The 24,914-nt window shown below is 72.4% G+C and carries 29 protein-coding genes and 1 tRNA gene; 21 read left to right on the plus strand and 9 right to left on the minus strand.

Translation table 11 applies throughout. The features are described from left to right. Positions 1 to 65 precede the first annotated feature (65 nt). From murI to ABFT23_RS06875, 5 genes are all read left to right on the plus strand, one after another. On the plus strand, positions 66 to 989 hold the full coding sequence (gene murI / locus ABFT23_RS06855) for a glutamate racemase (RefSeq protein WP_347893577.1): 924 nt from the start codon (positions 66 to 68) through the stop codon (positions 987 to 989). After that, positions 989 to 1,756 carry an MBL fold metallo-hydrolase gene (locus ABFT23_RS06860; RefSeq protein WP_347893579.1) on the plus strand — a complete coding sequence of 256 codons (768 nt, stop codon included), beginning with the start codon at positions 989 to 991 and terminating at the stop codon, positions 1,754 to 1,756. The genes murI and ABFT23_RS06860 overlap by 1 nt, the downstream gene beginning before the upstream one ends. A 41-nt stretch (positions 1,757 to 1,797) precedes the next feature. Next, positions 1,798 to 2,034: a hypothetical protein gene (locus ABFT23_RS06865; RefSeq protein ID WP_347893581.1), complete on the plus strand. Its 237-nt coding sequence runs from the start codon at positions 1,798 to 1,800 to the stop codon at positions 2,032 to 2,034. A gap of 61 nt (positions 2,035 to 2,095) precedes the next feature. Continuing rightward, positions 2,096 to 3,109, plus strand: a complete 1,014-nt coding sequence (locus ABFT23_RS06870) for an ABC transporter ATP-binding protein (protein WP_347893583.1) — start codon at positions 2,096 to 2,098, stop codon at positions 3,107 to 3,109. Then, positions 3,106 to 3,975, plus strand: coding sequence for an ABC transporter permease (locus ABFT23_RS06875; RefSeq protein WP_347893585.1), 870 nt, complete (start codon positions 3,106 to 3,108; stop codon positions 3,973 to 3,975). Before ABFT23_RS06870 ends, ABFT23_RS06875 begins: the two co-directional genes overlap by 4 nt. A gap of 266 nt (positions 3,976 to 4,241) precedes the next feature. On the opposite strand, the gene ABFT23_RS06880 is transcribed toward ABFT23_RS06875, so the two are convergent. Both ABFT23_RS06880 and ABFT23_RS06885 read right to left on the minus strand, forming a co-directional pair. Continuing rightward, positions 4,242 to 4,898 carry a response regulator transcription factor gene (locus tag ABFT23_RS06880; RefSeq protein ID WP_347893587.1) on the minus strand — a complete coding sequence of 219 codons (657 nt, stop codon included), beginning with the start codon at positions 4,896 to 4,898 and terminating at the stop codon, positions 4,242 to 4,244. Then, positions 4,895 to 6,052 (minus strand): sensor histidine kinase, encoded by a 1,158-nt coding sequence (locus ABFT23_RS06885; RefSeq protein ID WP_347893589.1) that lies wholly within the window; start codon positions 6,050 to 6,052, stop codon positions 4,895 to 4,897. Before ABFT23_RS06885 ends, ABFT23_RS06880 begins: the two co-directional genes overlap by 4 nt. 127 nt (positions 6,053 to 6,179) lie before the next feature. On the opposite strand from ABFT23_RS06885, the gene ABFT23_RS06890 reads away from it, so the two are divergent. From ABFT23_RS06890 to rdgB, 4 genes are all read left to right on the plus strand, one after another. Further along, on the plus strand, positions 6,180 to 7,094 hold the full coding sequence (locus tag ABFT23_RS06890) for an ABC transporter ATP-binding protein (protein WP_347893590.1): 915 nt from the start codon (positions 6,180 to 6,182) through the stop codon (positions 7,092 to 7,094). Continuing rightward, the gene (locus ABFT23_RS06895) at positions 7,091 to 7,876 is read left to right on the plus strand and encodes an ABC transporter permease (protein ID WP_347893592.1); all 786 of its coding nucleotides are present in this window, start codon (positions 7,091 to 7,093) and stop codon (positions 7,874 to 7,876) included. Before ABFT23_RS06890 ends, ABFT23_RS06895 begins: the two co-directional genes overlap by 4 nt. Before the next feature lie 112 nt (positions 7,877 to 7,988). After that, complete coding sequence (rph, locus tag ABFT23_RS06900; RefSeq protein WP_347893594.1) at positions 7,989 to 8,696, plus strand: ribonuclease PH; 708 nt, start codon at positions 7,989 to 7,991, stop codon at positions 8,694 to 8,696. A gap of 2 nt (positions 8,697 to 8,698) precedes the next feature. Continuing rightward, the gene (gene rdgB / locus ABFT23_RS06905) at positions 8,699 to 9,304 is read left to right on the plus strand and encodes an RdgB/HAM1 family non-canonical purine NTP pyrophosphatase (protein WP_347893596.1); all 606 of its coding nucleotides are present in this window, start codon (positions 8,699 to 8,701) and stop codon (positions 9,302 to 9,304) included. Between the two features lie 15 nt (positions 9,305 to 9,319). Here the strand turns inward: rdgB and ABFT23_RS06910 are convergent, their stop codons facing one another. The 3 genes from ABFT23_RS06910 to bcp all read right to left on the minus strand — a co-directional run bounded on the left by ABFT23_RS06910 (position 9,320) and on the right by bcp (position 10,811). Then, the gene (locus ABFT23_RS06910) at positions 9,320 to 10,186 is read right to left on the minus strand and encodes a hypothetical protein (RefSeq protein WP_347893598.1); all 867 of its coding nucleotides are present in this window, start codon (positions 10,184 to 10,186) and stop codon (positions 9,320 to 9,322) included. A 22-nt stretch (positions 10,187 to 10,208) separates the two neighbouring features. Continuing rightward, a tRNA-Leu gene (locus ABFT23_RS06915) sits at positions 10,209 to 10,290 on the minus strand. 44 nt (positions 10,291 to 10,334) lie between these two features. Beyond that, entirely contained in the window at positions 10,335 to 10,811 is a 477-nt protein-coding gene (gene bcp / locus ABFT23_RS06920; protein WP_347893600.1) for a thioredoxin-dependent thiol peroxidase, read from the minus strand. A 130-nt stretch (positions 10,812 to 10,941) separates the two neighbouring features. Here bcp and ABFT23_RS06925 point away from each other — a divergent pair, with 130 nt between their 5' ends. The 7 genes from ABFT23_RS06925 to ABFT23_RS06955 all read left to right on the plus strand — a co-directional run bounded on the left by ABFT23_RS06925 (position 10,942) and on the right by ABFT23_RS06955 (position 14,515). Beyond that, positions 10,942 to 11,634, plus strand: a complete 693-nt coding sequence (locus ABFT23_RS06925) for an energy-coupling factor ABC transporter permease (RefSeq protein WP_347893602.1) — start codon at positions 10,942 to 10,944, stop codon at positions 11,632 to 11,634. Then, positions 11,631 to 11,966 (plus strand): PDGLE domain-containing protein, encoded by a 336-nt coding sequence (locus tag ABFT23_RS06930; RefSeq protein WP_347893604.1) that lies wholly within the window; start codon positions 11,631 to 11,633, stop codon positions 11,964 to 11,966. Before ABFT23_RS06925 ends, ABFT23_RS06930 begins: the two co-directional genes overlap by 4 nt. 4 nt (positions 11,967 to 11,970) lie before the next feature. Further along, positions 11,971 to 12,633, plus strand: a complete 663-nt coding sequence (gene cbiQ, locus ABFT23_RS06935) for a cobalt ECF transporter T component CbiQ (protein WP_347893606.1) — start codon at positions 11,971 to 11,973, stop codon at positions 12,631 to 12,633. Continuing rightward, positions 12,630 to 13,418, plus strand: a complete 789-nt coding sequence (locus ABFT23_RS06940; RefSeq protein ID WP_347893608.1) for an energy-coupling factor ABC transporter ATP-binding protein — start codon at positions 12,630 to 12,632, stop codon at positions 13,416 to 13,418. The genes cbiQ and ABFT23_RS06940 overlap by 4 nt, the downstream gene beginning before the upstream one ends. Next, on the plus strand, positions 13,415 to 13,669 hold the full coding sequence (locus ABFT23_RS06945) for a DUF3618 domain-containing protein (protein WP_347893609.1): 255 nt from the start codon (positions 13,415 to 13,417) through the stop codon (positions 13,667 to 13,669). Before ABFT23_RS06940 ends, ABFT23_RS06945 begins: the two co-directional genes overlap by 4 nt. Positions 13,670 to 13,684: 15 nt before the next feature. Next, a complete protein-coding gene (locus tag ABFT23_RS06950; protein ID WP_347893611.1) occupies positions 13,685 to 14,008 on the plus strand; it encodes a GroES family chaperonin in 324 nt (107 codons plus the stop codon). Positions 14,009 to 14,203: 195 nt separating this feature from the next. After that, positions 14,204 to 14,515, plus strand: a complete 312-nt coding sequence (locus ABFT23_RS06955; RefSeq protein WP_347893613.1) for a LysM peptidoglycan-binding domain-containing protein — start codon at positions 14,204 to 14,206, stop codon at positions 14,513 to 14,515. Positions 14,516 to 14,647: 132 nt separating this feature from the next. Here the strand turns inward: ABFT23_RS06955 and ABFT23_RS06960 are convergent, their stop codons facing one another. The 3 genes from ABFT23_RS06960 to ABFT23_RS06970 form a co-directional block, all read right to left on the minus strand. Next, on the minus strand, positions 14,648 to 15,178 hold the full coding sequence (locus ABFT23_RS06960) for a hypothetical protein (protein ID WP_347893615.1): 531 nt from the start codon (positions 15,176 to 15,178) through the stop codon (positions 14,648 to 14,650). Between the two features lie 86 nt (positions 15,179 to 15,264). After that, positions 15,265 to 15,612, minus strand: coding sequence for a hypothetical protein (locus ABFT23_RS06965; RefSeq protein ID WP_347893617.1), 348 nt, complete (start codon positions 15,610 to 15,612; stop codon positions 15,265 to 15,267). Positions 15,613 to 15,646: 34 nt separating this feature from the next. Then, entirely contained in the window at positions 15,647 to 16,906 is a 1,260-nt protein-coding gene (locus tag ABFT23_RS06970) for a NupC/NupG family nucleoside CNT transporter (protein WP_347893619.1), read from the minus strand. A gap of 86 nt (positions 16,907 to 16,992) precedes the next feature. On the opposite strand from ABFT23_RS06970, the gene ABFT23_RS06975 reads away from it, so the two are divergent. The 5 genes from ABFT23_RS06975 to ABFT23_RS06995 all read left to right on the plus strand — a co-directional run bounded on the left by ABFT23_RS06975 (position 16,993) and on the right by ABFT23_RS06995 (position 23,346). Next, positions 16,993 to 17,511 carry a mismatch-specific DNA-glycosylase gene (locus ABFT23_RS06975; RefSeq protein ID WP_347893621.1) on the plus strand — a complete coding sequence of 173 codons (519 nt, stop codon included), beginning with the start codon at positions 16,993 to 16,995 and terminating at the stop codon, positions 17,509 to 17,511. 265 nt (positions 17,512 to 17,776) lie between these two features. Beyond that, entirely contained in the window at positions 17,777 to 18,268 is a 492-nt protein-coding gene (nrdR, locus tag ABFT23_RS06980) for a transcriptional regulator NrdR (protein ID WP_347893623.1), read from the plus strand. A gap of 194 nt (positions 18,269 to 18,462) precedes the next feature. Next, entirely contained in the window at positions 18,463 to 21,372 is a 2,910-nt protein-coding gene (locus ABFT23_RS06985; protein WP_347893625.1) for a vitamin B12-dependent ribonucleotide reductase, read from the plus strand. A 368-nt stretch (positions 21,373 to 21,740) separates the two neighbouring features. Further along, positions 21,741 to 22,331 (plus strand): hypothetical protein, encoded by a 591-nt coding sequence (locus ABFT23_RS06990; RefSeq protein ID WP_347893627.1) that lies wholly within the window; start codon positions 21,741 to 21,743, stop codon positions 22,329 to 22,331. A 241-nt stretch (positions 22,332 to 22,572) separates the two neighbouring features. Beyond that, the gene (locus ABFT23_RS06995) at positions 22,573 to 23,346 is read left to right on the plus strand and encodes an ADP-ribosylglycohydrolase family protein (RefSeq protein WP_347893629.1); all 774 of its coding nucleotides are present in this window, start codon (positions 22,573 to 22,575) and stop codon (positions 23,344 to 23,346) included. A 113-nt stretch (positions 23,347 to 23,459) separates the two neighbouring features. On the opposite strand, the gene ABFT23_RS07000 is transcribed toward ABFT23_RS06995, so the two are convergent. After that, on the minus strand, positions 23,460 to 24,908 hold the full coding sequence (locus tag ABFT23_RS07000) for a gamma-glutamyltransferase (RefSeq protein ID WP_347893633.1): 1,449 nt from the start codon (positions 24,906 to 24,908) through the stop codon (positions 23,460 to 23,462). Positions 24,909 to 24,914 lie beyond the last annotated feature (6 nt).

Consider the following 24,914-nt stretch of genomic DNA (forward strand, 5'->3'; position numbering starts at 1 on the left):
CTGGTAGTGCAGATCACGAACGTCCGCCTGCACGTCACCTGTCGGACGCCGTACGGTTGGGTCTCGTGACCGCGTCGACGCAGCCTCGGTGGCCCTCCGCCGACCTCGGTTCCCGCGACGCCCCCATCGGCATCTTCGACTCCGGTTTCGGCGGACTCACCGTCGCCCGGTCGGTGATCGACCAGCTGCCGCACGAGTCGCTGCTCTACGTCGGCGACACCGCGCGGCAGCCCTACGGCCCCAAGCCCATCGCCGAGGTGCGCGAGTACGCCCTCGAGTGCCTGGACCACCTCGTGCACCAGGGCGTCAAGGCGATCGTCATCGCCTGCAACTCCGCCAGTGCCGCGATGCTGCGCGATGCGCGCGAGCGCTACGACGTGCCCGTCGTCGAGGTGATCCTGCCCGCCGCGCGCCGCGCCGTGGCCGCCACCCACACCGGTCGGGTCGGCGTCATCTGCACCTCGGCCACGGCCGAGTCGCGGGCCTACGACGACGCCTTCGCCGCCGTCCCCTCGGTCGACCTGCACACGCAGGCCTGCCCCAGCTTCGTCGACTTCGTCGAGTCCGGCGTCACCGCCGGCGACGACCTGCTCGCCGACGCGCACCGCTACCTCGACCCGCTCGTCTCCACCGGCGTCGACACCCTCATCCTCGGCTGCACCCACTACCCGCTGCTGACCGGCGTCATCTCCTACGTGATGGGCGACGACGTCACGCTCGTCAGCAGCGCCGAGGAGTGCGCCAAGGACGTCTACCGGATGCTCGCCGACACCGGCCTCATGCGGGGCTCGGGCGAGCCGACCTACCGGTTCGTCACCACGGGCTCACCGGTCGAGTTCGAGACGATCGGACGCCGGTTCCTCGGCCCCGAGATGGTCGCCGCCAGCCAGTTCACCGGTCCGGGCTCGCCCGCTCGCGGCGACGCGTCGGAGCCCCGCGTGCGAGAGTCTGCACCACGCGTCTCGACACACGCAGGGGGTCTTCGGTAGTGCGTCTCACGATCATCGGTTGCTCGGGCTCCTACCCCGGCCCGGACTCCCCGGCCAGCTGCTACCTGGTCGAGGCCGACGTCCACGACGGCGACGAGGTGCGCACGTGGCGCATCCTGCTCGACCTCGGCAACGGCTCCCTCGGCGTCCTGCAGCAGCACGTCGACGCCCTCGAGGTCGACGCCGTGCTGTTCAGCCACCTGCACCCCGACCACTGCAGCGACCTGTGCGGGTTCTACGTGCTGCGCAAGTACCACCCGTCGGGCCAGCAACCGCGCATCCCGGTCTACGGACCCACCGGCGTCGCGGCCCGCATGCGCGACGCCTACGGCCTGCCCGACGGCGACGGCATGAGCGACGTGTTCGCCTTCACCGAGTACGCCGGGCCGTTCACCGTCGGCCCGTTCTCGATCGTGCCGATCCCGGTCGAGCACCCGGTCGAGGCCTACGGGCTCCGGATCACCGCCGGCCGGTCGACGCTCGGCTACAGCGGCGACACCGCCGCCTGCGACGGCGTCGACAAGGTCGCCGCCGACGTGCGGCTGTTCCTGTGCGAGGCGTCGTTCCGCGACGTCGACGACAACCCGCCGGGCATCCACCTCACCGGGGTCGAGGCGGGGGCCACGGCGGCGCGGGCACGGTCCGGGCGGCTCGTGGTCACCCACGTGCCCCCGTGGTTCGACCGCGACGCGATCCTGGCCGAGGCCCGCACCTCGTTCTCCGGGCCGGTCGAGCTGGCCGTCAGCGGCGCGACCTACGAGCTCTGAGCGCCGCCCTCGCCCGGCCGCGGTGCTCTACGATGCGCACCATGACGGTCTCCCGACGCCTCTCCCTCGCCGCCGCCGGCGCGGCGGTCGCTGCCGCCGCCCTCGTCGCCGCGACCCAGGTGGGCGCCGGCGCCGGGACCAAGCCGATCGGCATCCCCGACCTCGTCTCCGAGCGCGTCGTCGCCCCGCCCGCCGAGGCGCCCGCCGTCCCCGACGCCGACGCCTACGCGCCGGTGCCCGACGCCGGCACCGTCGACCTCTCCGCCCCCGCGCAGTAAGGCGCCGCGCCCCGGCGTGGACCCCGGCGCCCGACGGACCCGGTAGGGCAGAGTGGCGCCCATGATCACGGTCGAGGGGCTCACCCGCACCTACGGCGGGTTCACCGCCGTCGACGACGTCAGCTTCCGCTGCCGCTCCGGCCGCGTGACCGGCTTCCTCGGCCCCAACGGCGCCGGCAAGACCACCACGATGCGGATCATGGTCGGTCTCACCCCGCCCACCCGTGGTCACGCGACCATCGGCGGGCACCGCTACGTCGACCTGCGCAACCCCGGCCGGCACGTCGGCGTCCTGCTCGACGCGAGCGCGCAGCACGGCGGCCGCACCGGCCGCGAGATCCTCACGATCGGCGCCACCGCCATGGGCCTGCCGTCGTCGCGCGTCGACGAGATGCTGCACCTCGTCTCGCTCACCCCCGACGAGGCCGGACGCCGCCTGCGCCACTACTCGCTCGGCATGAAGCAGCGCCTCGGCATCGCCCACGCGCTCCTCGGCGACCCCCAGGTGCTGATCCTCGACGAGCCCGCCAACGGGCTCGACCCGGCCGGCATCCGCTGGATGCGCGGGCTGCTCAAGGGCTACGCCGACCGCGGCGGCACCGTGCTGCTCTCCAGCCACCTGCTGCACGAGGTCGAGCAGATCGCCGACGAGATGATCCTCATCGGCCACGGGCGCATCGTCGCCCAGGGCGACAAGAAGTCGCTCCTCGAGTCCGGACGCCGACAGAAGCAGGCCACCACGACCGTCGTCTCGCTCGACAACGACCGGCTCGCCTCGGTGCTGCGCGAGAAGGGACTCACGGTCACCCCCGGGCCCGAGGCCCTGACCGTCGCCTCCGAGGCGGTCGAGGTCGGCCGGGCCGCGGCCGAGCACCAGATCGTGCTCACCGACCTGCGCTCGGTCGAGGGCGGCCTGGAGGACCTCTTCCTCGAGCTGACGTCGTCCACCCAACGCGAGCAGGGGCCGCCCGCCGGCTACCGGCCGCACGCCGGCGGACCCCCGCCGTACCAGTCGCCCCCTCAGCCGCCGCCCGGTGGCTTCCCGCCCCCGCCGGCCTACGGAGGTCCCCGATGAGCCACCCCGCACCGCCGCCGTACGCCGGCCCGCCGTCGGGCCCGCCGTCCGGGCCGCAGCAGGGCCTGCCGCCGGTCGGCAACGACTACATCGACATCAGCCAGACCGCACGGATCTCCTTCGCCCGCCTGGTCAGGGTCGAGGTGCGCAAGTCGCTCGACACCCTGTCCGGCTTCTGGCTGATCGTCGCGATCGCCGTCCTGCTGATCATCGTGGACGGCTTCGTGCTGATCGTCGGGCTCGCCACCGGCGACTCCGGCTTCCGGTTCGTCGACTTCACGGTCGGGGCGGCGTTCGTGCTGCAACCGCTGCTCGCGGTGCTGCTGATCATGCAGGTCACCAGCGAGTGGAGCCAGCGCACCGCCGTGGTCACCTTCGCCACCGAGCCGCGCCGGCTCCTCGTCGTCTACGCCAAGCTCGCGGCCGGGGTGATGCTCTCGCTCGGCTTCGTGGTCGTGCTGTTCGTGGTCGCGCTCGCCTGCGCCGGCCTGCTCGGCCTGACCCGCGACACGGTCGAGTGGTCGTTCGGCCCGGGCCAGTTCTTCGGCCTCCTGCTGTTCGAGATGGTCGCGGTCGTCATCGGGTTCGCCCTCGCCACGCTCATCCTCAACACCCCCGGCGCCATCGTGGCCTTCTTCGCCGTGCTCTACGGCGCGCCCACGGTGTTCGGCATCGTCGGCGCGTTCTGGACCGACTTCCAGCCCGTCGGCCGCTTCCTCAACCTGCAGGCCGCCCTCAACCCGGCGGTCTTCGGCGAGCTCAGCTCAGGTCGCGACTGGGCCGAGCTGCTCGTCGCCCTGCTGGTCTGGGTCGCGCTCCCGCTCGGGCTCGGCATGACGCGCATCCTCCGCGCCGAGGTGAAGTGAGCCCGCAGGCGCGCCGCGAGGGACGAGCGGAGGGCCGTGGCGGGCGAAGGTCGAGCAAGCGACGCGGGTGAGGAACGAACCCGCGCGAGCGCGTCGAGACCACCGCAGCCGATCTCGCGAACCCGACCGGGGAGTCCCGCGCAAGCGCCGTCCGCGTCGTCGGTCTCGGCACGCCGGTCCGCCGGGGTGCGAGCGAGCTCGCCCCCGGCGACGGCTCGCTCGACCACCCTCAGCGACGCGGGCCGGCGCGAGCGCCGTCCGCGTCGCTAGTCCAGCCCGGCGTCGTGCACGCAGATCGCGATCTGCACGCGGTTGGTGACGCCGAGCTTGTCGAAGACCCGCGACACGTGCGTCTTCACGGTCGGCACCGACAGGTGCAGCTCGGCGGCGATCTCGGCGTTCGACAGGCCGCGCCCGACGGCGAGGGCGACGTCGCGCTCACGCTCGGTGAGGGTCGCGAGCAGCTTCTCGGCCGCCGCGACGCGGTCGTCGTCACCGTTGCGGAGCCGGTCGATGAGCGTGCGGGTCACCGACGGCGAGAGCATCGGGTCGCCGTCGGCGACCTTGCGGATCGCGGCGACGATCTCGGGCGGCGGGGTGTCCTTGAGCAGGAAGCCGTCGGCGCCGACGGCCAGGGCCTCGACGACGTGCTCGTCGGCGTCGAAGGTGGTCAGCACGATCACCTTCGGCGGCTGCGGCGCGGCGAGCAGGGCCCGGGTGGCCTCGAGGCCGTTGAGCCGCGGCATCCGGATGTCCATCAGGACGACGTCGGGGGAGAGCTGACCGGCCTGCTGGACGCCGTCGCGCCCGTCGACCGCCTCACCGACGACCTCGAGGTCGTCGTGACCGCCGAGCATCAGCCGCAGCGCCGATCGCACCAGCGGGTCGTCGTCGACGAGCAGCACCTTCGTCGTGGCCGTCATGGCGACCACGGTAGCCACGCGCGCAGCACGAAGGAGCCCCGGGACGCGCCGTGCTCGATGCGTCCGCCGCGCAGGTGCGCGCGCTCGGCGAGGCCGATCAGGCCGAGCCCGGAGCCCGGGGTCGTCGTCGGCCCGAAGCCGAGCGGGTTGGTGAGCACGACCTCGATGCCGTCGTCGGGCGTGCCGTGCAGCTCGACCTCGACCTCGGCGCCGGGCGCGTGCTTGCGGGCGTTGGTCAGGCCCTCCTGCACCACCCGGTAGAGCGCTCGTCCGGTCGCGTCGGGCACGGGCTCGTCGGCGACCTCGTCGGCGTACTGCACGCGCATGCCGTGGCGGCGCGCCTCCTCGACGAGCTCGCCGAGGTCGGCGTAGGTGGGTTGCGGCGCGTGCTCGGCGCCGACCTCGCCGTCGCGCAGCACGCCCAGCACGCCGCGCAGGTCGGTGAGGGCCTGGTTGGCGGCGTCGCGGATGACGACGACGCCCTCCCGGACCTCCTCGGCCGACAGGTCCTCGCGATAGCTCAGGGCCCCGGCCCGCATGGAGATCTGCGAGATGCGGTGCGCGAGGACGTCGTGCATCTCGCGGGCGATGCGGCTGCGCTCCTCGAGGCGCGACTGCCCCGCCCGCAGCTCCTGCTCGGCCTCGGCCCGCTCGGCGCGGGCCCGCAGCTGCCACAGCAGCTCGCGCCGGGAGCCGATGTACATACCCCAGGCCATCGTGCCGGCGATGACGACGACGTTGCCGGCGAAGTCGACCCACCACGGCCCGGCGTCGTTCATCGGGTTCAGCTCGGCGAAGACCTCCGCCGAGGCGAGGCCGAAGGCGGCGATGCCGACGACCTGCCACCAGTTTCGCCTGGTGGCCAGCGAGACGGCGGCGAGGGTCGCCGGACCGGCGGCGAGCGAGGAGAACGTCGCGAGCGCCTGCAGGGTGAACGCGATCGCCAGCGGCCAGCGCCGGCGCCAGAAGACCAGCCCGATCGCCGGGAGGCCGAGGGCGAAGTCGACCACGAAACGGAGATCGGTCTGTCGATCGGCGATCGTGAGCCACACGATGCCGCTCAGCAGCAGCGCGACGACGAGCCGCCAGGCGTGGCCCCACCAGCGCAGCTGTGGCTGGTACTCGTCCGGGCTCGGCCGGCCCACCTCTGGCACCCGACCACTGTAGGGACGCCGACGTCGTCCGACATCGTCCGGCGGTCGTGGCCGGGTCATCCGATGGTCGCGCAGGTGCAGCCCGCCGTCCGATGTGCCGCGACGTCCGCGCGACCAGGCTGGGGCCATGATCGAAGTCAACGGGCTGACCCGGACCTACGGCGGGTTCACCGCCGTCGACGACGTCACCTTCAGCTGCGAGCCGGGCCGCGTCACCGGCTTCCTCGGACCGAACGGTGCCGGCAAGACCACCACCATGCGGATCATGGTCGGCCTGACGCCGTCCAGCCGCGGCACGGTCACCATCGGCGGCCTCGCCTACGCCGACATCCCCAACCCGGGCCGCCACGTCGGCGTGCTGCTCGACGCGAGCGCCCAGCACGCCGGCCGCAGCGGCCGCGAGATCCTCGAGGTCGGCGCCCGCACCATGGGGCTGCCGCACTCCCGCGTCGACGAGATGCTCGAGATGGTCTCGCTCACCGACTCCGAGGCCAAGCGCAAGATGCGCAACTACTCCCTCGGCATGAAGCAGCGGCTGGGCCTCGCGCACGCACTGCTCGGCGACCCGGAGGTGCTGATCCTCGACGAGCCGGCCAACGGCCTCGACCCGGCCGGCATCCGCTGGATGCGCGACCTGCTCAAGGGCTACGCCCGTCGCGGCGGCACGGTGCTCCTGTCGAGCCACCTGCTGCACGAGGTGGAGCAGATCGCCGACGAGATGGTGCTCATCGGCCGCGGCCGCATCGTCGCCCAGGGCGACAAACAGTCGCTGCTCGCCGGCAACGGGCAGGCGAGTACGATCGCCGCCGCCGACGACAGCGACGCGCTGTGGCGCGCCGTCCAGCGCGCCGGCCTCGACGCCCGGCCCGAGGGCGACGGGTTCCGCATCGCCGCCACCACGGCCGACGTCGGCCGCCTCGCCCTCGAGCACCAGGTCGTCCTCACCGAGCTGCGCAACGGCGCCGCCGGTCTCGAGGACCTCTTCCTCGAGCTCACCTCCGACACCCAGCGCGAGCAGGTCACGACAGGAGATGCCGCATGAGCACCACCACCGCCGCCCCCAAGCGCACCCTCGACACCAGCGGCACCCCGCAGGTGCCCTTCACCCGGGTGGTGTCCGTCGAGCTCCGCAAGACCGTCAACACCCGCGCCGGCCGGTGGCTGGTCGGGGCCATCCTCGGCCTCACCGCCGCGGCCATGGTGCTGTTCTACGCGATCGCCGACGCCGACGAGCGCATCTTCGAGAACTTCGTCGGGTTCGCGGCCACCCCGCAGGGCTTCCTGCTCCCGGTGCTCGGCATCCTGCTGATCACGAGCGAGTGGAGCCAGCGCACCGCGATGGTCACGTTCGCGCTCGTGCCCTCCCGCACGAAGGTGATCGGCGCGAAGGTGATCGCGGCGTTGCTGCTGGCCACCGTCGCCTTCGTCGGTGCCATCGTGGTCGCCGCACTGGTGACGGCGGTCGGCGGGGCCGACGGCGGCTTCGAGGGGCTGTCGGTCACCGTGTTCGCGCTCTTCCTGGCCCTGCAGCTCCTCACGATCCTCCAGGGCCTCAGCTTCGGCCTGATCCTGCTCAACACGCCGGCCGCCATCGTGGCGTTCTTCGTGCTGCCGATCGCCTCGAACATCGTCTTCAGCACGGTGCCGGCGCTCGACGGCAGCGGGCCGTGGCTCGACTTCAACACCGCGCTCATGCCGCTGTTCAACGGTGACTTCTCGCTCAGCGGCGAGCAGTACGCGCAGATCGGCGTCACCGCGCTCATCTGGGTCGTGCTCCCGTTCGTCGCCGGGTGGGTGCGCGTGATGCGGGCCGAGGTGAAGTGACCCGCTCGTCGCCCGCCGGTGACCGACACGTCGCGCCCTGGCCGCCCCCGACGGGGAGCGGCCAGGGTGGTCGTGCGTCGGGCCGAGCTGGCCACGCCCTAAGGTCGGTCGCATGAGCACACGCGAGGACGGCCGCGCCGACGACGAGCTGCGCCCGGTCACCATCACCCGGAACTGGCTCGACCACGCGGCGGGCTCGGTGCTCGTCGAGTTCGGCAAGACGCGCGTGCTGTGCGCGGCGTCGGCGTCCGAGGGCGTGCCGCGGTGGCGCAAGGGCTCCGGCCTCGGCTGGGTGACGGCCGAGTACTCGATGCTGCCGGCCTCCACCCACACCCGTTCCGACCGCGAGTCGGTCAAGGGCCGCATCGGCGGTCGCACCCACGAGATCAGCCGCCTCATCGGCCGCTCGCTGCGCGCCGTCATCGACTACGAGGCCATGGGCGAGAACACCATCCAGCTCGACTGCGACGTGCTCCAGGCCGACGGCGGCACCCGCACCGCGGCCATCACCGGCGCCTACGTCGCCCTCGTCGACGCCTGTGCCTCGCTGGGCGTCTCGGGCGCGCTCACCGGCTCGGTCGCCGCCGTCTCGGTCGGCATCATCGACGGCGCCCCGCGCCTCGACCTGCCCTACGTCGAGGACGTCCGCGCCGAGACCGACATGAACGTCGTGATGACCGGCGCCGGCTCCTACGTCGAGGTGCAGGGCACCGCCGAGGGCGCGGCCTTCGACCGCCGTGAGCTCGACGCGCTGCTCACCCTCGCCGAGAAGGGCTGCGCCGACCTGACCGAGCTGCAGCGGGTCGCGCTGGGAGCCTGAGCGTGCCCGACCTCCACCTGGCGTCGCGCAACGCCAAGAAGATCGCCGAGATGGAGCGCATCCTCGCCGAGCACGTGCCCGGCGTCCGGGTGCTCGGCCTCGACGACGTCGACGACTACCCCGAACCCGTCGAGGACGCCCCGACCTTCGAGGGCAACGCGCTGCTCAAGGCCCGCGCCGGCGCGGCGGCCACCGGTCTGCCGACCATCGCCGACGACAGCGGCCTGTGCGTCGACGCGCTCAACGGCATGCCCGGCGTCCTCTCGGCCCGCTGGTCGGGCCCGCCGAAGGACGACGCCCGCAACAACCGGCTGCTGCTCGACCAGCTCGCCGACGTCCCCGACGAGCGGCGCACGGCGCACTTCACGTGCGCGATCGCCGTCGTCCGCCCCGACGGTCGCGAGCACGTCGTCGAGGGGCGGATGCCCGGCACCGTGATCCGCGAGGTGCGCGGCGACGGCGGCTTCGGCTACGACGTGCTGTTCGTCGCCGACGCCCGCCCCGGGGTGACCACGGCCGAGCTCGACCGCGCCGAGAAGGACGCGATCAGCCACCGCGGGCTGGCGTTGCGGGCCCTCGCCCCCGACCTGCCGGGCCTGCTCGCCTGAGCCCGTCAGGACCCGCTACGACGTCCAGGTCCAGCTCGACAGCATCGCCTCGAAGTCGCTCTGGGAGACGTCGTCGTTCTCCTTCGGGAACGTGAGCCCGATGGAGTACTGCCGTCCGTCGTGCAGCACGAGGTAGCACAGCTGGGTGATCGCGATGCCGCCCGCGTTGGTGCGGCCGTCGATCGTGACGCCGATCGCGCGCTCGCCGTCGATGGTGGTGCCGTCGTTGTCGGTGATCGTCGGGTTGTCGGAGCTGGCGAGGTTGCGCTTCCAGAGGTTCTCGAGGTCGCCGGGCTCGTCGGCGGCGCCGGCGCTCAGGGCCTCGATGATCACGTTGCTCTGGGACAGCTCGAGCGACGAGCCGAGCACGATGATCGCGTCGACGTACTGGGCGTTGGGGATGTCGGCGGCCTCGGCGGTGACGTCGGCCCACCCGGTGGGGATGTCGAGCTGGTAGCCCTCGCCCACGAACGTGCCCTCCTGCGGGCCGGTCGGCTCGTCGGTCGGGTCGGAGGTGGGGTCGGAGGTGGGGTCGGAGGTCGGCTCACTCGCGGTCGGGTCGGACGACGGGTCGTCGGTCGGGCTGCCGGTCTCGCTGGTGCCCGCCTCGTCGGGGTCGTCGTCGCCGCCGGAGGTGACCACGATGGTGACGACGAACGCCGCCACGACCACGACCACGGCGAGCACGATGCCGATGATCAACCCGGTCTTCTTCCGCGGCGGCCGGTCGCCCGGGCCGCCGGAGGACCCGTACGGGCTGGGCGGGCCGTAGCCGCCGCCGCCGGACTGGGGGTAGGGCGTCAGGGGCTGCTGCGGGGGAGGCTGCGGCGGCCCGTAGGGGGTGCTGGGCGGAGGTGCGCCCCACGGGCTCTGGTCACTCACGCCCCAAGTATGGCGGTCAGGGTGCCGGAGAGGGGACTCGAACCCCTACGCCCTAGGGCACAGGTACCTAAAACCTGCGTGTCTGCCAGTTCCACCACTCCGGCTCGGGGCCATCATCCCAGCCCCGGTGGTCGAGCGGTTCGGGACCTCAGTCGAGCCCGAGGTCGCGCCGCAGCTTGGCGACGTGACCGGTGGCCTTCACGTTGTACTGCGCGACCTCGATCCGGCCGTCGCCGTCGACCACGAAGGTCGAGCGGATGACGCCCTCGACGACCTTGCCGTAGAGCTTCTTCTCCCCGAACGCGCCCCACTCGCGCAGCACGGCCTTCTTCGGGTCGGAGAGCAGGCGGATCGTCAGGCCGTCCTTCTCGCGGAACGTCGCGAGCTTCTCCGGCTTGTCGGGGGAGATGCCCACCACCTCGAGGCCGGCGGCGCGCAGCGAGTCGAGCGAGTCGCTGAAGTCGCAGGCCTGCTTGGTGCAGCCGGGCGTCATTGCGGCCGGGTAGAAGTAGACGACGACCCGCTGCCCGCCGGCGGTGAGGTCGGACAGCGACACCTGGGCTCCGGTGTCGTCGGTGAGGGTGAAGGCGGGGGCGGTGTCGCCGGGGGAGAGGCGGGTGCTCATCGGGGGCTCCTGTCCGGGGGCGGGGTCGGCAGTTCCGGGTGGGCAGTTGTTGCGACAGACTTGCAGGAACATACTGAGTCGGTCGGGCCCGTCCCGGCGCAGTCAACCTACTGAGCGCGAGGCCCGCCCCATGCACGTACCCGACGGATTCCTCGACGCACCGACGTCGATCGCGACCGGTGTCGTCGCCGTCGCCGCCGTCGGGGTGTCGCTGCGCAAGGCGCGCGCCGAGCTCGACGACCGCACGGCCCCGCTCGCCGGGCTCGTGGCAGCCTTCGTCTTCGCCACGCAGATGCTGAACTTCCCCGTCGCCGGGGGCACCAGCGGCCACCTCATGGGCGGCGCGATCGCCGCGGTGCTCGTCGGTCCCTGGACCGGGGTGCTCGCCACCAGCGTCGTGTTCATCGTGCAGGCGCTGCTGTTCGCCGACGGCGGCATCACCGCGCTCGGCACCAACATCGTGCTCATGGGCGTCACCACCGTCGCCGTCGGCTGGGGCGTCTTCCGGGCCCTGCAGGCGGTGCTGCCGAAGACGACGGCGATGGTGCCCGTCGCGGCCGGACTCGGCGCGTTCGTCAGCGTGCCGGTCGCCTCGCTCGTCTTCGTTAGCCTGTACGCCGTCGGCGGCACGGCCGACGTCCCGCTCGGCACGCTCACCGGCGCGATGGTCGGCGTCCACGTGCTCATCGGCATCGGCGAGGGCGTCATCACCTTCCTCGCGGTCGGCAGCGTGATCGCCGTCCGGCCCGACCTGGTGCACGGTGCGCGGCCGGTGCTCGCCGCACGCGAGCTCGAGGTCCGCACGGCGGGGGCGGGCGCATGAAGAACGTCTCCACCCGCGCCGTCGCCGTCGGCATCCTGCTCGTCTCGCTCGTGCTCGCCGGCGTCGTGAGCTTCTACGCCGCCAGCACCCCCGACGGCCTCACGAAGGTCTCCGAGGACCACGGCTTCGCCGACACCGAGACCGACCACGGCGCGGCCGACAGCCCCTTCGCCGGCTACGGCGCGAGCTTCGTCGACGACGACGACCGGCTCAGCGGCGGGTTCGCCGGCGTGGTCGGGGTACTCGTCGTCCTGGCTGCCGGCACCGGGCTGACCCTGGCCCTGCGCCGCCGTCCGACGCCGGACGACGCCCGCGAGACCCAGGACGCCTGACGTCGTGGGTGCCGCCCACGGCCACCAGCTGCACTGGCACGGTCACTCGCCGGTGCACCGCGCGCCCGCGCACCTCAAGGTGGTCGCGCTGGTGCTGTTCATGCTGGCCGTGGTCGCCACCCCGCTCGGCTGGTGGCTGAGCGGCTACGCCGTGGCCCTGCTCGGGGTCGTGCTGGTGAGCCGGGTGCCGCTCGGCTACCTCGCGCGCCGGATGGTCGTCGAGACGCCGTTCGTCGTCTTCGCGCTGCTGCTGCCGTTCATCGCCCACGGCCCCGACACCACGTTCCTCGGCCTCACGGTCAGCGAGTCCGGACTGCACGCCGGCGCCAAGCTGCTGGTCACCGTGACCCTCGGCGTCGTCGCCGGCCTGACCCTCGCCGCCACCACCACGGCGCAGGAGCTGCTGCGCGGTCTCACGCGGCTGCGCGTGCCCGACCTGCTCGTGCAGATCATGGGCTTCATGATCCGCTACCTCGAGGTGGTCACCGACGAGCTGCGACGCATGCGGATCGCCCGTGAGTCGCGGGGGTTCTCGGCCCGCAACCCCACGCACTGGCCGGTGCTGGCGCGCTCGTTCGGTGCCCTGTTCATCCGCTCGTTCGAGCGGGGCGAGCGCGTGCACCTCGCGATGCTGTCGCGCGGCTACACCGGGCGGCTGCCCGAGTGACCACGCCGGACCGGCCCGTGCCGCCCGGGGCGCCCGTGCTCGACGTCCGGGGCCTCGCCTACGCCTACCCCGACGGGCACCAGGCGCTGTTCGGCGTCGACCTGCAGGTGCACGCCGGCGAGCGGGTCGCGCTGCTCGGGCCCAACGGTGCCGGCAAGACGACCCTCGTGCTGCACCTCAACGGCATCCTCACCGCCGGGCGCGGCACCGTGTCGGTGAGCGGGCTGCCGGTCGGCAAGCAGCACCTCGCCGAGGTGCGCCGCCGGGTCGGCATCGTCTTCCAGGACCCCGACGACCAGCTCTTCATGGGCTCCGTGCGCGCCGACGTCGGGTTCGGCCCGGCCAATCTCGGCCTGCGCGGGCCGGCGCTCGAGGCCCGGGTCATGGCGGCGCTCGAGCAGGTCGGCATGGCCGAGCTCGCCGACCGGCCGCCGCACCACCTCTCGTTCGGTCAGCGACGCCGGGTCGCCGTGGCCACCGTGCTGGCGATGGAGCCGGAGGTGCTGGTGCTCGACGAGCCGACCTCCAACCTCGACCCCGCCTCGCGGCGCGAGCTCGCCGACATCCTGCGCTCGCTCGACGTCACGGTGCTCATGGTCACCCACGACCTGCCGTTCGCGCTCGAGCTGTGCCCGCGCTCGGTCGTGCTCGGCGACGGGCACGTGGTGGCTGACGGACGCACCTACGACGTGCTCACCGACGACGCCCTGATGCGGGCCCACCGGCTCGAGCTGCCCTGGGGCTTCGACCCGACCTCCATCCGGTCCGATACCCTGCCCCGGTGACCAACGAGCTGTCCGACCTCGAGCGCGAGATCGAGGAGACCCGCGAGCGACTGGCGGCCACGATCGACCAGCTGCTCCACCGGTCGAACCCCAAGACGATCGTCGGGCGCGAGGTGGCCGCCATCAAGGGCCACTACGTCGACGCCGAGACCGGCGAGCCGCGCACCGACAACATCCTCAAGACCGTGGGTGGCGTCGTCGGCACCGTCGTGGTGATCCTCGTGCTGCGCCGCCTGACCCGCACCGACTGAGCGGCAGGACGTCGCATGGCTGACAAGCAGCCGATCAAGATGCTGCACGACCGCGTCCTGTGCGAGGTCGACGCCGACGCCGGCGAGCGCCGCTCCAGCGGCGGCATCGTCATCCCGGCCACCGCGGCCATGGGCGCCCGTCGCCTCGCCTGGGCCCGCGTCGCCGCCGTCGGGCCGCACGCGCGCGCCGTCGAGGTGGGCGACCGCGTGCTGTTCGACCCCGACGACAAGGCCGAGGTCGAGGTCAACGGCGAGACCTACGTCGTCATGCGCGAGCGCGACGTGCACGCCGTGGCCGCCGACCGTCTCGGCGACGAGGCCGCCGGGCTCTACCTGTAGGTCGCCTCGCGCGCTCACCCGACCGTCCGGTCGGGCCGTCGGCGTCCCGTTAGAACAAATGTTCGCCTGAGGGTTGCGTCCGTTCGAACACCTGATCTAGTCTCGCTCATGTGTTCGAACTCCGCTGATTGTGTCGGGGGTAGCCCCTAGACCTGGTCCAGCGAAGAACGCACCACTTCCCCAGGAGGCATCACCATGAGCACCGTCCACCCCACCCACGTCCCGGTCTACCGTCTGACCCGACGCGGCCGCCTGGTGGTCTTCGTGCTCGCCTTCCTCGCCGTCATCGCCGTCGGTGTCGCCCTCGCGAGCGGCTCGATGGCCACCAGCGAGGCCGAGCAGACCACCACGATCGTCGTCGAGCCGGGCCAGACGCTGTGGAGCATCGCCTCCAGCGTCTCCGACGGCGACGACGTCCGCGACACCCTCGAGCACCTCGTCGACCTCAACGGTCTCGACACCAAGGTGCTCCAGGCCGGCCAGGAGCTCGAGGTCCCGGCCAGCTGAACCGCAGACTTCGCCCGTCGCCTCGACCCCGACGGGCGAACCCCACCGAGGGCTACCGGGCGCAGAGCTGAGGGAAGACAGCTCGCGCGCCCGGTAGCCCTTCCGGTGTTGTCGGGCCGCGCGAGGCGCGCGTCAGCCCAGCAGGTCCTGGAGATTCCCGACGTCGGTCGGGTCACCCCCGGCGGCCGAGACGGCCACGATGGCGAGCCCGGCCAGCACGCCCGCGACGACCAGCACGACGAACACCATCACGAGGTAGTCACGCCACGGCGTCCGGCCGGTCTGCAGCTGCACGTGCTCGCCGTGACGGGCCCGAGCGACCCGCGCGGCGCCCGCCGGTGAGCCGGCCCGCACGGTCGCCGTCCAGCCGCACGCGCAGGCGGCGTAGCGCGACCAGCGCCGGCCGTGCTGGGTGGCGACGCTCACCGAGCGCGGGTGGCGGTAGCGGGCCGCCGCCCGGGGGCGGAAGAACGCCGACGGAGCCTGCTTCGGGTGGGCCTCGAGCAGGTGATCGACCCGCTCGCGAGCGGCCTCGGCGAGCGCGACCGGCTCGCGGTCGGCCTCGGCCCGGCCCTGCCAGCCGCACGAGCACGAGCAGATCGTCGTGAACGTCGTGGCGGAGGCGGTCGCCTCGGTCACGCGGACGTCGTACTTCGTGCTCATGCGCTCACCTCGCCGTGGTTGGGCCGACCCTAGAACGGGGTGGCCGCGAGGTCACGCGTTTCGGTGAAACTCCCGGCGCCGCGGGCTCAGCGCGACGCGCGTCGTCCGCCGGGCGTCGACGGGGGCGACGTCGACGACGAGGCCGACGACGAGGGCTGCCGCGACGGTGGTGCCTGGGTGATGCCGAGCGCCCGGGTGATCCGGGCGACGAGGACGAGGGCGAGGAACAGGCAGGCGACGGCGCCGGCCCCGGCCAGGCCCAGGAAGCCCCAGGCGCGGTCGTCGCCGGACCGGGCGTCGCTGCCGAAGTCGATCGCGGCCCAGACCAGGTAGCCCCACGCGACCAGCGAGCCGGTGACGCCGAGGGCGAGCGCCAGGAGCACCGGTCGGAACCGTCGCTTCTGCCGCGCACCGGCGCGCTTTCCCTGGGCCACCACCTCATTGTTCCTGATGGCGGTCTGGGCCGGATCAGAACCCGACGACCACGCCCGCCACCGCGGCGTTGGCCAGGTTGGCCAGGCTGCCGGCCAGCAGGGCGCGCAGCCCGAGCCGCGCGATCTCGGCACGACGCTGCGGCACCAGGCTGCCGAGCGCCCCGATCTGGATCGCGATCGAGGAGAAGTTCGCGAAGCCGGCCAGCGCGAAGGTCACCACGGCCACCGTGACCGGCGAGACGTCGCCGACCTGCGGCCCGAAGTCGGCGTAGGCGACGAACTCGTTGAGCACGGTCTTCTGCCCGATCCACGACCCGGCGTCGACCGCCTCCGACCACGGCACGCCGAGCAACCAGGCCACCGGCGCGAGCGCCCAGCCGAGCAGCTGCTCGAAGGTGAGGTCGTCGTCGCCCCACCAGCCGCCGACCCCGCCGAGGATGCCGTTGGCGAGAGCGATCACGGCCGCGAAGGCGATGAGCAGCGCGCCCACCGTGATGGCGATCCGGCCGCCGGCCATCGCGCCACGGCCAAGGGCGTCGATCACGTTCGCGGACTCCTCGTCGCGCACCTCGCGCACGTCGAGGGCGTCGGCGTCCTGATCGATCTCGGGTTCGTCGTCCTCGACGACGCCGTCGGGCCACATCAGCTTGGCCACCAGCAGGGAGGCCGGCGCGTTCATCACCGTGGCCGCCAGCAGGTACTCCAGCGGCGCGCCGAGCAACGAGTAGCCGACCAGGGTCGAGCCCGCCGCGGCCGCGAAGCCCGCGGTCATCACGGTGAACAGCTGGCCCCGCCGCAGCCGGACGAGGTAGCCCTGCACCATCAGCGGGGCCTCGCTCATCCCCAGGAAGACGACGGTCCCGGCATAGAGCGACTCGACCTTGCCGACGCCGAGCACCCGCGAGAGCGCCCCGCCGACCAGGTACGTCGTCCACTGGACGACGCGCAGGTAGTACAGCAGGCCGATGAGCGCGCCGAGGAAGATGATCACCGGCAGCACCTGCAGCGCGAAGATCGTCTGGTTCTCGCCGCCGACGTCGAGCAGCGGGCCGAAGACGAAGGCGGTGCCCTCGTTGGCGTAGCCGATCAGCGACTCGACGCGGTCGGAGACCCAGCCGAGCGCGCGCTCGCCCGGCCCCCATCGCAGCACCAGCACCGCGAACCCGACCTGGAGCAGCAGGGCCACCGAGACGGTGCGCCAGGCGACGCCGCGGCGGTCCTTCGACGGGGCCCACGCGAGGCCGACGATGACGGCCAGCCCGAGCGCGCCGCGGAGGTCGGTCAGCTCACCCACGCAGGTGAGTCTGGTGCGCGCACCGCGGCCCGGCCCCACCTGAGGGGGTGGGCGTCGTCCGGCTCCGGCGCGCGAGGCTGGACGCCGTGCAGGTGCTGCCCGACATCGTCGGCCCCGAGCCCCGCGTCGTGTTCTGCGGGCTCGCGGGCGCCGACAGCACGCGCGAGCGCGACCACTACTACGAGACACCCGGCAACAGCTTCTGGGAGTCGCTGCACCTGAGCGGGCTGTCGCCCCGGCTGCTGCGTCCCGACGAGGACCACCTCGTGGCCGGGCTCGGTCTGGGCCTCACCGACCTCGTGGGCCACCGGGACCCGCGGTGGGTCGAGATCGACGCGCTCGCCCAGAAGGTAGCGGTGTGGCAGCCGGACTGGCTGGCGTTCACGTCGAAGACGGTCGCCCAGGAGGCGGCGCGGGCGCTCGGCGCGCGTCGTCCGGGGTCGCTCGGACCGGCCGATCTCTACGTCGCCGAGGCGCAGGTCTTCGTGCTGCCGGGGGTGAGCGGCGCGAACCGCCGACACGACTACGACGGCCGCCCGAACCGGCTCTCGTGGTGGCGCGACCTGGCCGAGATCGCCGGTCCGACACGCCGTTCCGCGACCTGACCCGGGCCCCTGACCTGCGGGTTTGCCGCCCCGTCAGAAGTGACCGCACGCAATCGCCGGTTCGGCTTGCGCACCGTTGTGCCGACGGCGTACTGTCACCACAACATCTAGTACTTACAACGGTGTAGTTATCCACATCTAGTTCACACCAGATCGCGGAAGACCCACACCTCGTCCGGTGTTCTCCCCAGGACATCGCCAGATATCCACAGGCCCCTCCGGGTCTGCGAGCCGCGCCCCGACGACGACCGAGAGGAGCATCTTCGTGCACTGTCCCTACTGCCGTGGCACCGACACGAAGGTGATCGACTCCCGCGTCGCCGACGACGGCGGCTCCATCCGACGACGGCGCACCTGCGCCGCCTGCGAGCGCCGCTTCACCACGGTCGAGCTCATGCAGCTCACGGTGCTCAAGCGCTCGGGCGCCAGCGAGCCGTTCACGCGCGACAAGGCCGTGGCCGGCGTCCGCAAGGCCTGCAAGGGCCGCCCGGTCACCGACGCGCAGCTGGCCTGCCTCGGCCAGGAGGTCGAGGACGCGCTGCGCCTCACCGGCGCCGCCGAGATCGAGGCCCACGAGGTCGGCCTGGCCATCCTCGGCCCGCTCCGGGCCCTCGACGAGGTCGCCTACCTCCGCTTCGCCAGCGTCTACCGCGCGTTCGAGTCGGCCGACGACTTCATCAAGGAGATCGCCTCGATGCACGCCGACCACGCGCTGGTCGAGCCTGCCGAGCCGCGTCTCCCTCAGCCCACCGGCTGACCCCAGACCGCCCGGCAGGTAGTGGGGAAGCTGCCTGCCGGGCGCACCACCTCGTTCCACCACCCCCCGCACCCCCACCATGCTGCGCGACCCACCGTGCCGGCGCCCGTCGTCCCCGCGACGTTGTGTCGGTGGCGACCGCTTGCATAGACCCAGCACCCACCACCGCGCCCGCGGACCCAGAGGAGAAGACCATGACCGAGACCGCCAGCTCCGCCAGCCAGACCGAGGGCGGTACCGGCAAGGGACTCACCATCTCCCGGGTCTTCAGCACTCCCGGCGTGCACCCCTACGACGAGGTCACGTGGGAGCGTCGCGACGTCGTCCAGACGAACTGGAAGACCGGCGCGTCGGTCTTCGAGCAGCGCGGCGTCGAGTACCCCGACTTCTGGTCGCTCAACGCCTCCACCATCGTGACGACGAAGTACTTCCGCGGCGCCGTCGGCACCGACGCCCGCGAGTGGAGCCTGCGCCAGCTCATCGACCGCATCGTGGTGACCTACACCAAGGCCGGCCTCGAGCACGGCTACTTCGCCACGGTCGCCGACTCCGAGGTCTTCGAGCACGAGCTCACCTGGCTCCTGCTCCACCAGTACTTCTCGTTCAACAGCCCCGTCTGGTTCAACGTGGGCACCCAGTCGCCGCAGCAGGTCTCGGCCTGCTTCATCCTCTCGGTCGACGACTCGATGGACTCGATCCTCAACTGGTACAAGGAGGAGGGCTTCATCTTCAAGGGCGGCTCGGGCGCGGGTCTCAACCTGTCGCGCATCCGCTCCTCGAAGGAGCTCCTCTCCTCGGGCGGCACGGCCTCCGGCCCGGTCTCGTTCATGCGCGGCGCCGACGCCTCGGCCGGCACCATCAAGTCCGGCGGCGCCACGCGTCGAGCGGCCAAGATGGTCGTGCTCGACGTCGACCACCCCGACATCGTCGAGTTCGTCGAGACCAAGGCGCGCGAGGAGGACAAGATCCGCGCCCTGCGCGACGCCGGCTTCGACATGGACCTCGGCGGCGCCGACATCACCTCGGTGCAGTACCAGAACGCCAACAACTCGGTCCGTGTCTCCGACGAGTTCATGCGCGCCGTCGAGGACGGCACCGACTTCGCCCTCCGCGGCCGCAAGAACGGCGAGGAGATCGAGCGCGTCGACGCCCGCGACCTGTTCCGCAAGATCAGCAAGGCCGCCTGGGAGTGCGCCGACCCGGGCCTGCAGTACGACGACACGATCAACGACTGGCACACCAACCCCGAGACCGGCCGCATCACGGCGTCCAACCCGTGCTCGGAGTACATGTCGCTCGACAACTCCTCGTGCAACCTCGCCTCGCTCAACCTGCTGAAGTTCCTCAAGGACGACGACACCTTCGACGCCCCCCTGTTCGCCAAGGCCGTCGAGTTCATCATCACCGCGATGGACATCTCGATCTGCTTCGCCGACTTCCCGACCGAGCCCATCGGCGAGACCACCCGCAACTACCGCCAGCTCGGCATCGGCTACGCCAACCTCGGCGCGCTGCTGATGGCGATGGGCCTGGGCTACGACTCCGACGGCGGCCGCGCGATGGCGGCGACCATCACCTCGCTGATGACCGGCCAGTCCTACAAGCGCTCGGCCGAGCTCGCCGAGATCGTCGGTCCCTACGCCGGCTACGCCCGCAACGCCGAGGCCCACCAGCGCGTGATGCGCAAGCACCAGGCGGCCAACGACACCGTGCGCACCCTGGCCATCGCCGACTCCGCCACGCACAAGCTGGCCACGCAGGCCTGGGCCGACGTCGTCGAGCTCGGCAAGCAGCACGGCTTCCGCAACGCCCAGGCCTCGGTGCTCGCACCCACCGGCACCATCGGCTTCATGATGGACTGCGACACCACCGGCATCGAGCCCGACTTCTCGCTGGTGAAGTTCAAGAAGCTCGTCGGCGGCGGCTCGATGCAGATCGTCAACCAGACCATCCCGCGGGCCCTGAAGAAGCTCGGCTACCAGCCCGAGCAGGTCGAGGCGATCGTCGCCTACATCTCCGACAAGGGCCACGTCATCGACGCCCCCGGTCTGCGCACCGAGCACTACGAGGTCTTCGACACCGCCATGGGCGCCCGGGCCCTCAAGCCCATGGGTCACGTCCGCATGATGGCCGCGTGCCAGCCGTTCCTGTCCGGCGCCATCTCCAAGACGGTCAACCTGCCCGAGACCGCCACGGTCGAGGAGATCGAGGACGTCTACCTGCAGTCGTGGAAGCTCGGCCTCAAGGCCACCGCGGTCTACCGCGACAACTGCAAGGTCGGCCAGCCCCTCTCCGACGGCAAGGCCGAGAAGAAGGACGACGCCGCCTCGGCTCCGACCGAGACGGTCGAGAAGGTCGTCGAGAAGATCGTCTACGCCCCGACCCGCAAGCGCCTGCCCAAGTCCCGCGTCTCGCGCACGACGTCGTTCACCGTCGGCGGTGCCGAGGGCTACATGACCTCCGGCGCCCACGACGACGGCGAGCTCGGCGAGGTGTTCCTCAAGCTCGGCAAGCAGGGCTCCACGCTCGCCGGCGTCATGGACGCCTTCTCGATCGCGGTCTCCATCGGCCTGCAGTACGGCGTCCCGCTCGAGACCTACGTCTCGAAGTTCACCAACCTGCGCTTCGAGCCGGCCGGCCTCACCGACGACCCCGACGTCCGCATGTCGCAGTCGCTGATGGACTATGTGTTCCGCCGGCTGGCGCTCGACTACCTCGACTTCGACTCCCGCTCGATGCTCGGCATCTACTCCGCCGAGGAGCGCCAGCGCCACCTCGAGACCGGCTCCTACGAGCTGCCCACCGAGGAGACCGGCAACGCCTCCGAGCTCATCGAGTCCGGCGTCGAGCTGAAGGCCACCCCGAAGCACGTCGCCCCCATCGTCGAGGGCTCCGTCGTCGAGACCAAGGACACCGAGGGCTCCAACAGCCGCGAGGTCCCCGCCGAGCCCGCCAAGCGCGCCCACACCAGCGCCGAGCTGCTCGAGCAGCTCACCGGCACCGCCGTCGACTCCCCGCTCTGCATGACCTGCGGCACCAAGATGCGTCCCGCCGGCTCGTGCTACGTGTGTGAGGGCTGTGGCTCCACGAGCGGCTGCAGCTGATCAAGAGGCGGCGCTCCGGCGTCGCGGTGAATCGTCCGACCTGACCAAGCCCCGGGGCTCCATCGAGAGCTCCGGGGCTTCGTCGGCCTAGTCGCACTCGGCGTCGGCGGAGTCGGGCGGCGTCTGAGCGAGTCGTGTGCCTGAGCACGATCTGGCTGTCGGTACGAGGCACACAACCCTCGACCAGGCTTCGTGAGTCAGGGAACGGTGCCCGCCGGCGTCGTCGCACCGACCGAGCTGGCGACCGAGCCGATGGAGCTATGAACCGGTGCGCCGGCACCGGGAGTTCTCCACAGATCTCGATCAGGCGTTGTTCTGGACACCCCACCCGGGCAACCCTGTCAGTGGAGGCAGACCGGGAGGACGCGATGGACGAGACCGACTTCATCGGACACTTCGACGTCCGACCTGCGATGAACGACGGCGAGATCGACTACCTGCTCGACTGGGCGGAGCACCGGCACTGGGACGCGCTCCGTGGCCCCTACCGGCTGCAGAACCAGCCCGGAGAGGCCGACACGACGGCCGACGTCAACCGGCCCGGGCCGGGGCTGCCGAGCCTGTGGTGCCGGTGGATCCCGAGCGCCGACGGCGAGAGCATCGTCTGGGACGGTGACCCGGACTTCGACGAGCCGACCGCGTGGCTGCGCTACCTGGTGAGGCACTTCCTCGCCCGGGGTGCCGAGACCCGCGGCCGGCTGCCCGAGCTGTTCGGCGCCTTCACCTACGACCACGTCGTCAGCGGCGCGGTCGTCGGGCGTCGCCGTCACGACCGGCGGATGTTCGCGGTCAAGGCGAAGGCCAACCGGGTCAACGAGCAGGTGCTGCGGCTCGGGGACGACGAGGAGCCGCCCACGCGCAGCGCCGGCCCGGGGCCGTCGACCCGAGCGCGAGCCGACGCGACGACGCCCCCGGGCGTCGTCATCGATCTCGCGTCACGGCGGCGCACGAGCCGCTGACCGCCCGCCGTCCTGGCCGCTGAGGTCGCGGAGGTCTGCGCCGACCTGCCTAGGGTGACCTCGTGATGACGTCCGACACCCGCACCGACCGCGCCGCCGGAGCGCTTCTCGCGAGCGCCTGCGGAGACGTGCTCGGCGTGCCCTACGAGTTCGCGGTGCCGCCCGGTCCAGGTGAGCTCGCGGAGATGAAGGGCGCGGGCTCGGGCCGTTCGCGCCGGGGGAGTGGAGCGACGACACCTCGATGGCGACGGCGATCTCGCAGGTCGTCGCCACTCGGGTCGACCTCACCGACGACGACGCCCTCGACGAGGTGGCGCTCGGCTTCCTGCGGTGGTTCGACCACGGCCCTCCCGACATCGGGCTCCAGACGAGCGCTGTGCTCGGCGCGACGCGGCGCCGGCTTGACACAGCCGGCGGACGCCCGGCCGCGGTGATGACGGCGGAGGCGACGGCGTTCGCGCAGACCGCCACGCACTCGGCCGGCAACGGCGCGCTCATGCGCACCGGCCCCGTGGCGCTCGCGCACCTCGACGACCGCGACCGGCTCGCGCTCGCGGCCCGGCGGGTGGCGGCCCTGACCCACGTCGACCCGCTGGCCACCGAGTCGTGCGTGCTGTGGTGCGAGGCGATCCGGGTCGCGGTGGTCGACGGAAGGCTCGACGTCCGTGCCGGTCTCGACCTGCTGGACGACGCCCGCCGGCCCCCGTGGCAGGCGTGGCTCGACGAGGCCGAGGCCGGGCCGGCCTCGCGGTTCAACCCCAACGGCTTCACCGTCACCGCCCTGCAGGCCGCGGTCGCCGCGGTTGCCGCCACCGACGGGCTGGAGGAGGCGCTGCACGCCGCCGTGCGCGTCGGCAACGACACCGACACCGTGGCCGCCATCACCGGCGCGCTCGTGGGGGCCCAGTGGGGCGCGAGCGCAGTCCCGTCGTCGTGGCGCGAGGTCGTGCACGGGTGGCCGGGCCACACCGGTGACGACCTGGTCGCGCTCGCCGTCCGCGCCGTCGACGGGTGAGTCGCCGTCGCTCCCGGTCACCTGTGCGGAGCGGTGCGTGAGCCACCATCTCGAGGCCTGGAGTGGGGCGAAACGGTGGCTCACCTACCGCCCGCGCGACCCGAGCCGACCGCCTAGGTGACGCGCACGGCGCCCTCGCGCCGCGGGTCGGCCGCCGCGACGAGCCGCCCGTCGGCACGGGCCAGCACGGCACCGACGCCGCCGAAGTACATCGTCGGATCGGTCTCGGCGCGCACGACCTCGTCGGGCCGGCCTGCGCGGTGCACGTGGAACCGCGGGTGGTCGACGGCGTCCTGCAGCGGGGTGCCGGCCACGAAGCGGGCCAGCACCTGGGTGATGGCGGTCGTGATGCGGTCGGCGCCGGGTGAGCCGATGGCGAGGGTCGAGCCGTCGTCGTGGCGGGCCACGGTGGGAGCCATGTTGGACAGGAGTCGGGTGCCGGGCGGCGAGCCGTGCAGGCCGCGCGGGTTGAGCTCCTGCTCGCCGAGGCAGTTGTTGAGCCAGATGCCGGTGCCGCGGGCGATCATGCCCGACCCGTATCCGGACGACACCGTGACCGAGCAACCGAGGCCGTCGGCGTCGACGGTGGAGACGTGTGCGGTCGAGCCCGACTCGCTGACCTGTAGGTAGGCGGCGGCGTCGGCCTCGAGGTCGCGGCTGTGGTCGAGCACCTCGAGGCGGTGCCCGAGCACGTCGCGCTGCGCGGCGACGAGACGCTCGTCGGCACCGGGTGCGTCCGGCCTCCAGCCGGCCAGGCGCCGCAGCATGGCGGTGACGACGACGCCGCCGACCGACGGCGGTGGCGTCGTGGCCAACGCCCAGGCACCCGTGCGCGACGAGAGAGCGGGCCGGACCACAGGGCGGTAGGCAGCCAGGTCGGCCTCGCCGAGGAGCCCGCCCCGGTCGAGGACGTCGGCGCTGATCGCCGCGGCCAGGTCGCCGGTGTGCATGGCGGCGGGGTCGTCGGCGATCGCCTCGAGCGAGCGCGCGAGCCCGTCGACCACGGCCGGTGCCGTGGTGAGCCGGCCGTCGGCATCGGTAAGAACGGCCCGGCTGGCGTCGTCCCAGCCGAAGACATCATGTCTGACGAAGTCGAGGTAGTAGCGCGAGGCAGAGCCGAGGGCGAAGCCGTGCCGCGCGACCTCGACGGCCGGCGCCACGACCTCGCGCCACGGGAGTCGACCGGAACGAGCGTGGGCCTCGCCGAGCGCCACGACCGACCCGTGCACGGCCACCGACCCCGGGCCGATCGTCACGTCGACGCCGCCGCCGTACTCGGTGAAGACGTCCCACGTGCGACTGGCCGCGCGCTGCTCATCGGTGAGGCCACGCCCGGGCACGTCCATCCAGCCGTCGACGGTGTACGCGTCGCCGTCGGCCGGCTGCACGGTGACGAACCCGCCCGAGCTGAGCGAGACGATGCCGACCTCGTTGACCATCGCGACCAGTGCCGCGGCCACGGCGGCGTCGACCGCGTTGCCACCGGCCAGCGCGACGCGCTCGGCGGCGTCGGCCGCGACCTCGCTCGGCGCCGCGACCGCAAGGCGGGACGTCGTCGGCACCCCCGC

The organism is Nocardioides secundeburneus (genome assembly GCF_039939255.1).
Classification (GTDB): domain Bacteria; phylum Actinomycetota; class Actinomycetes; order Propionibacteriales; family Nocardioidaceae; genus Nocardioides.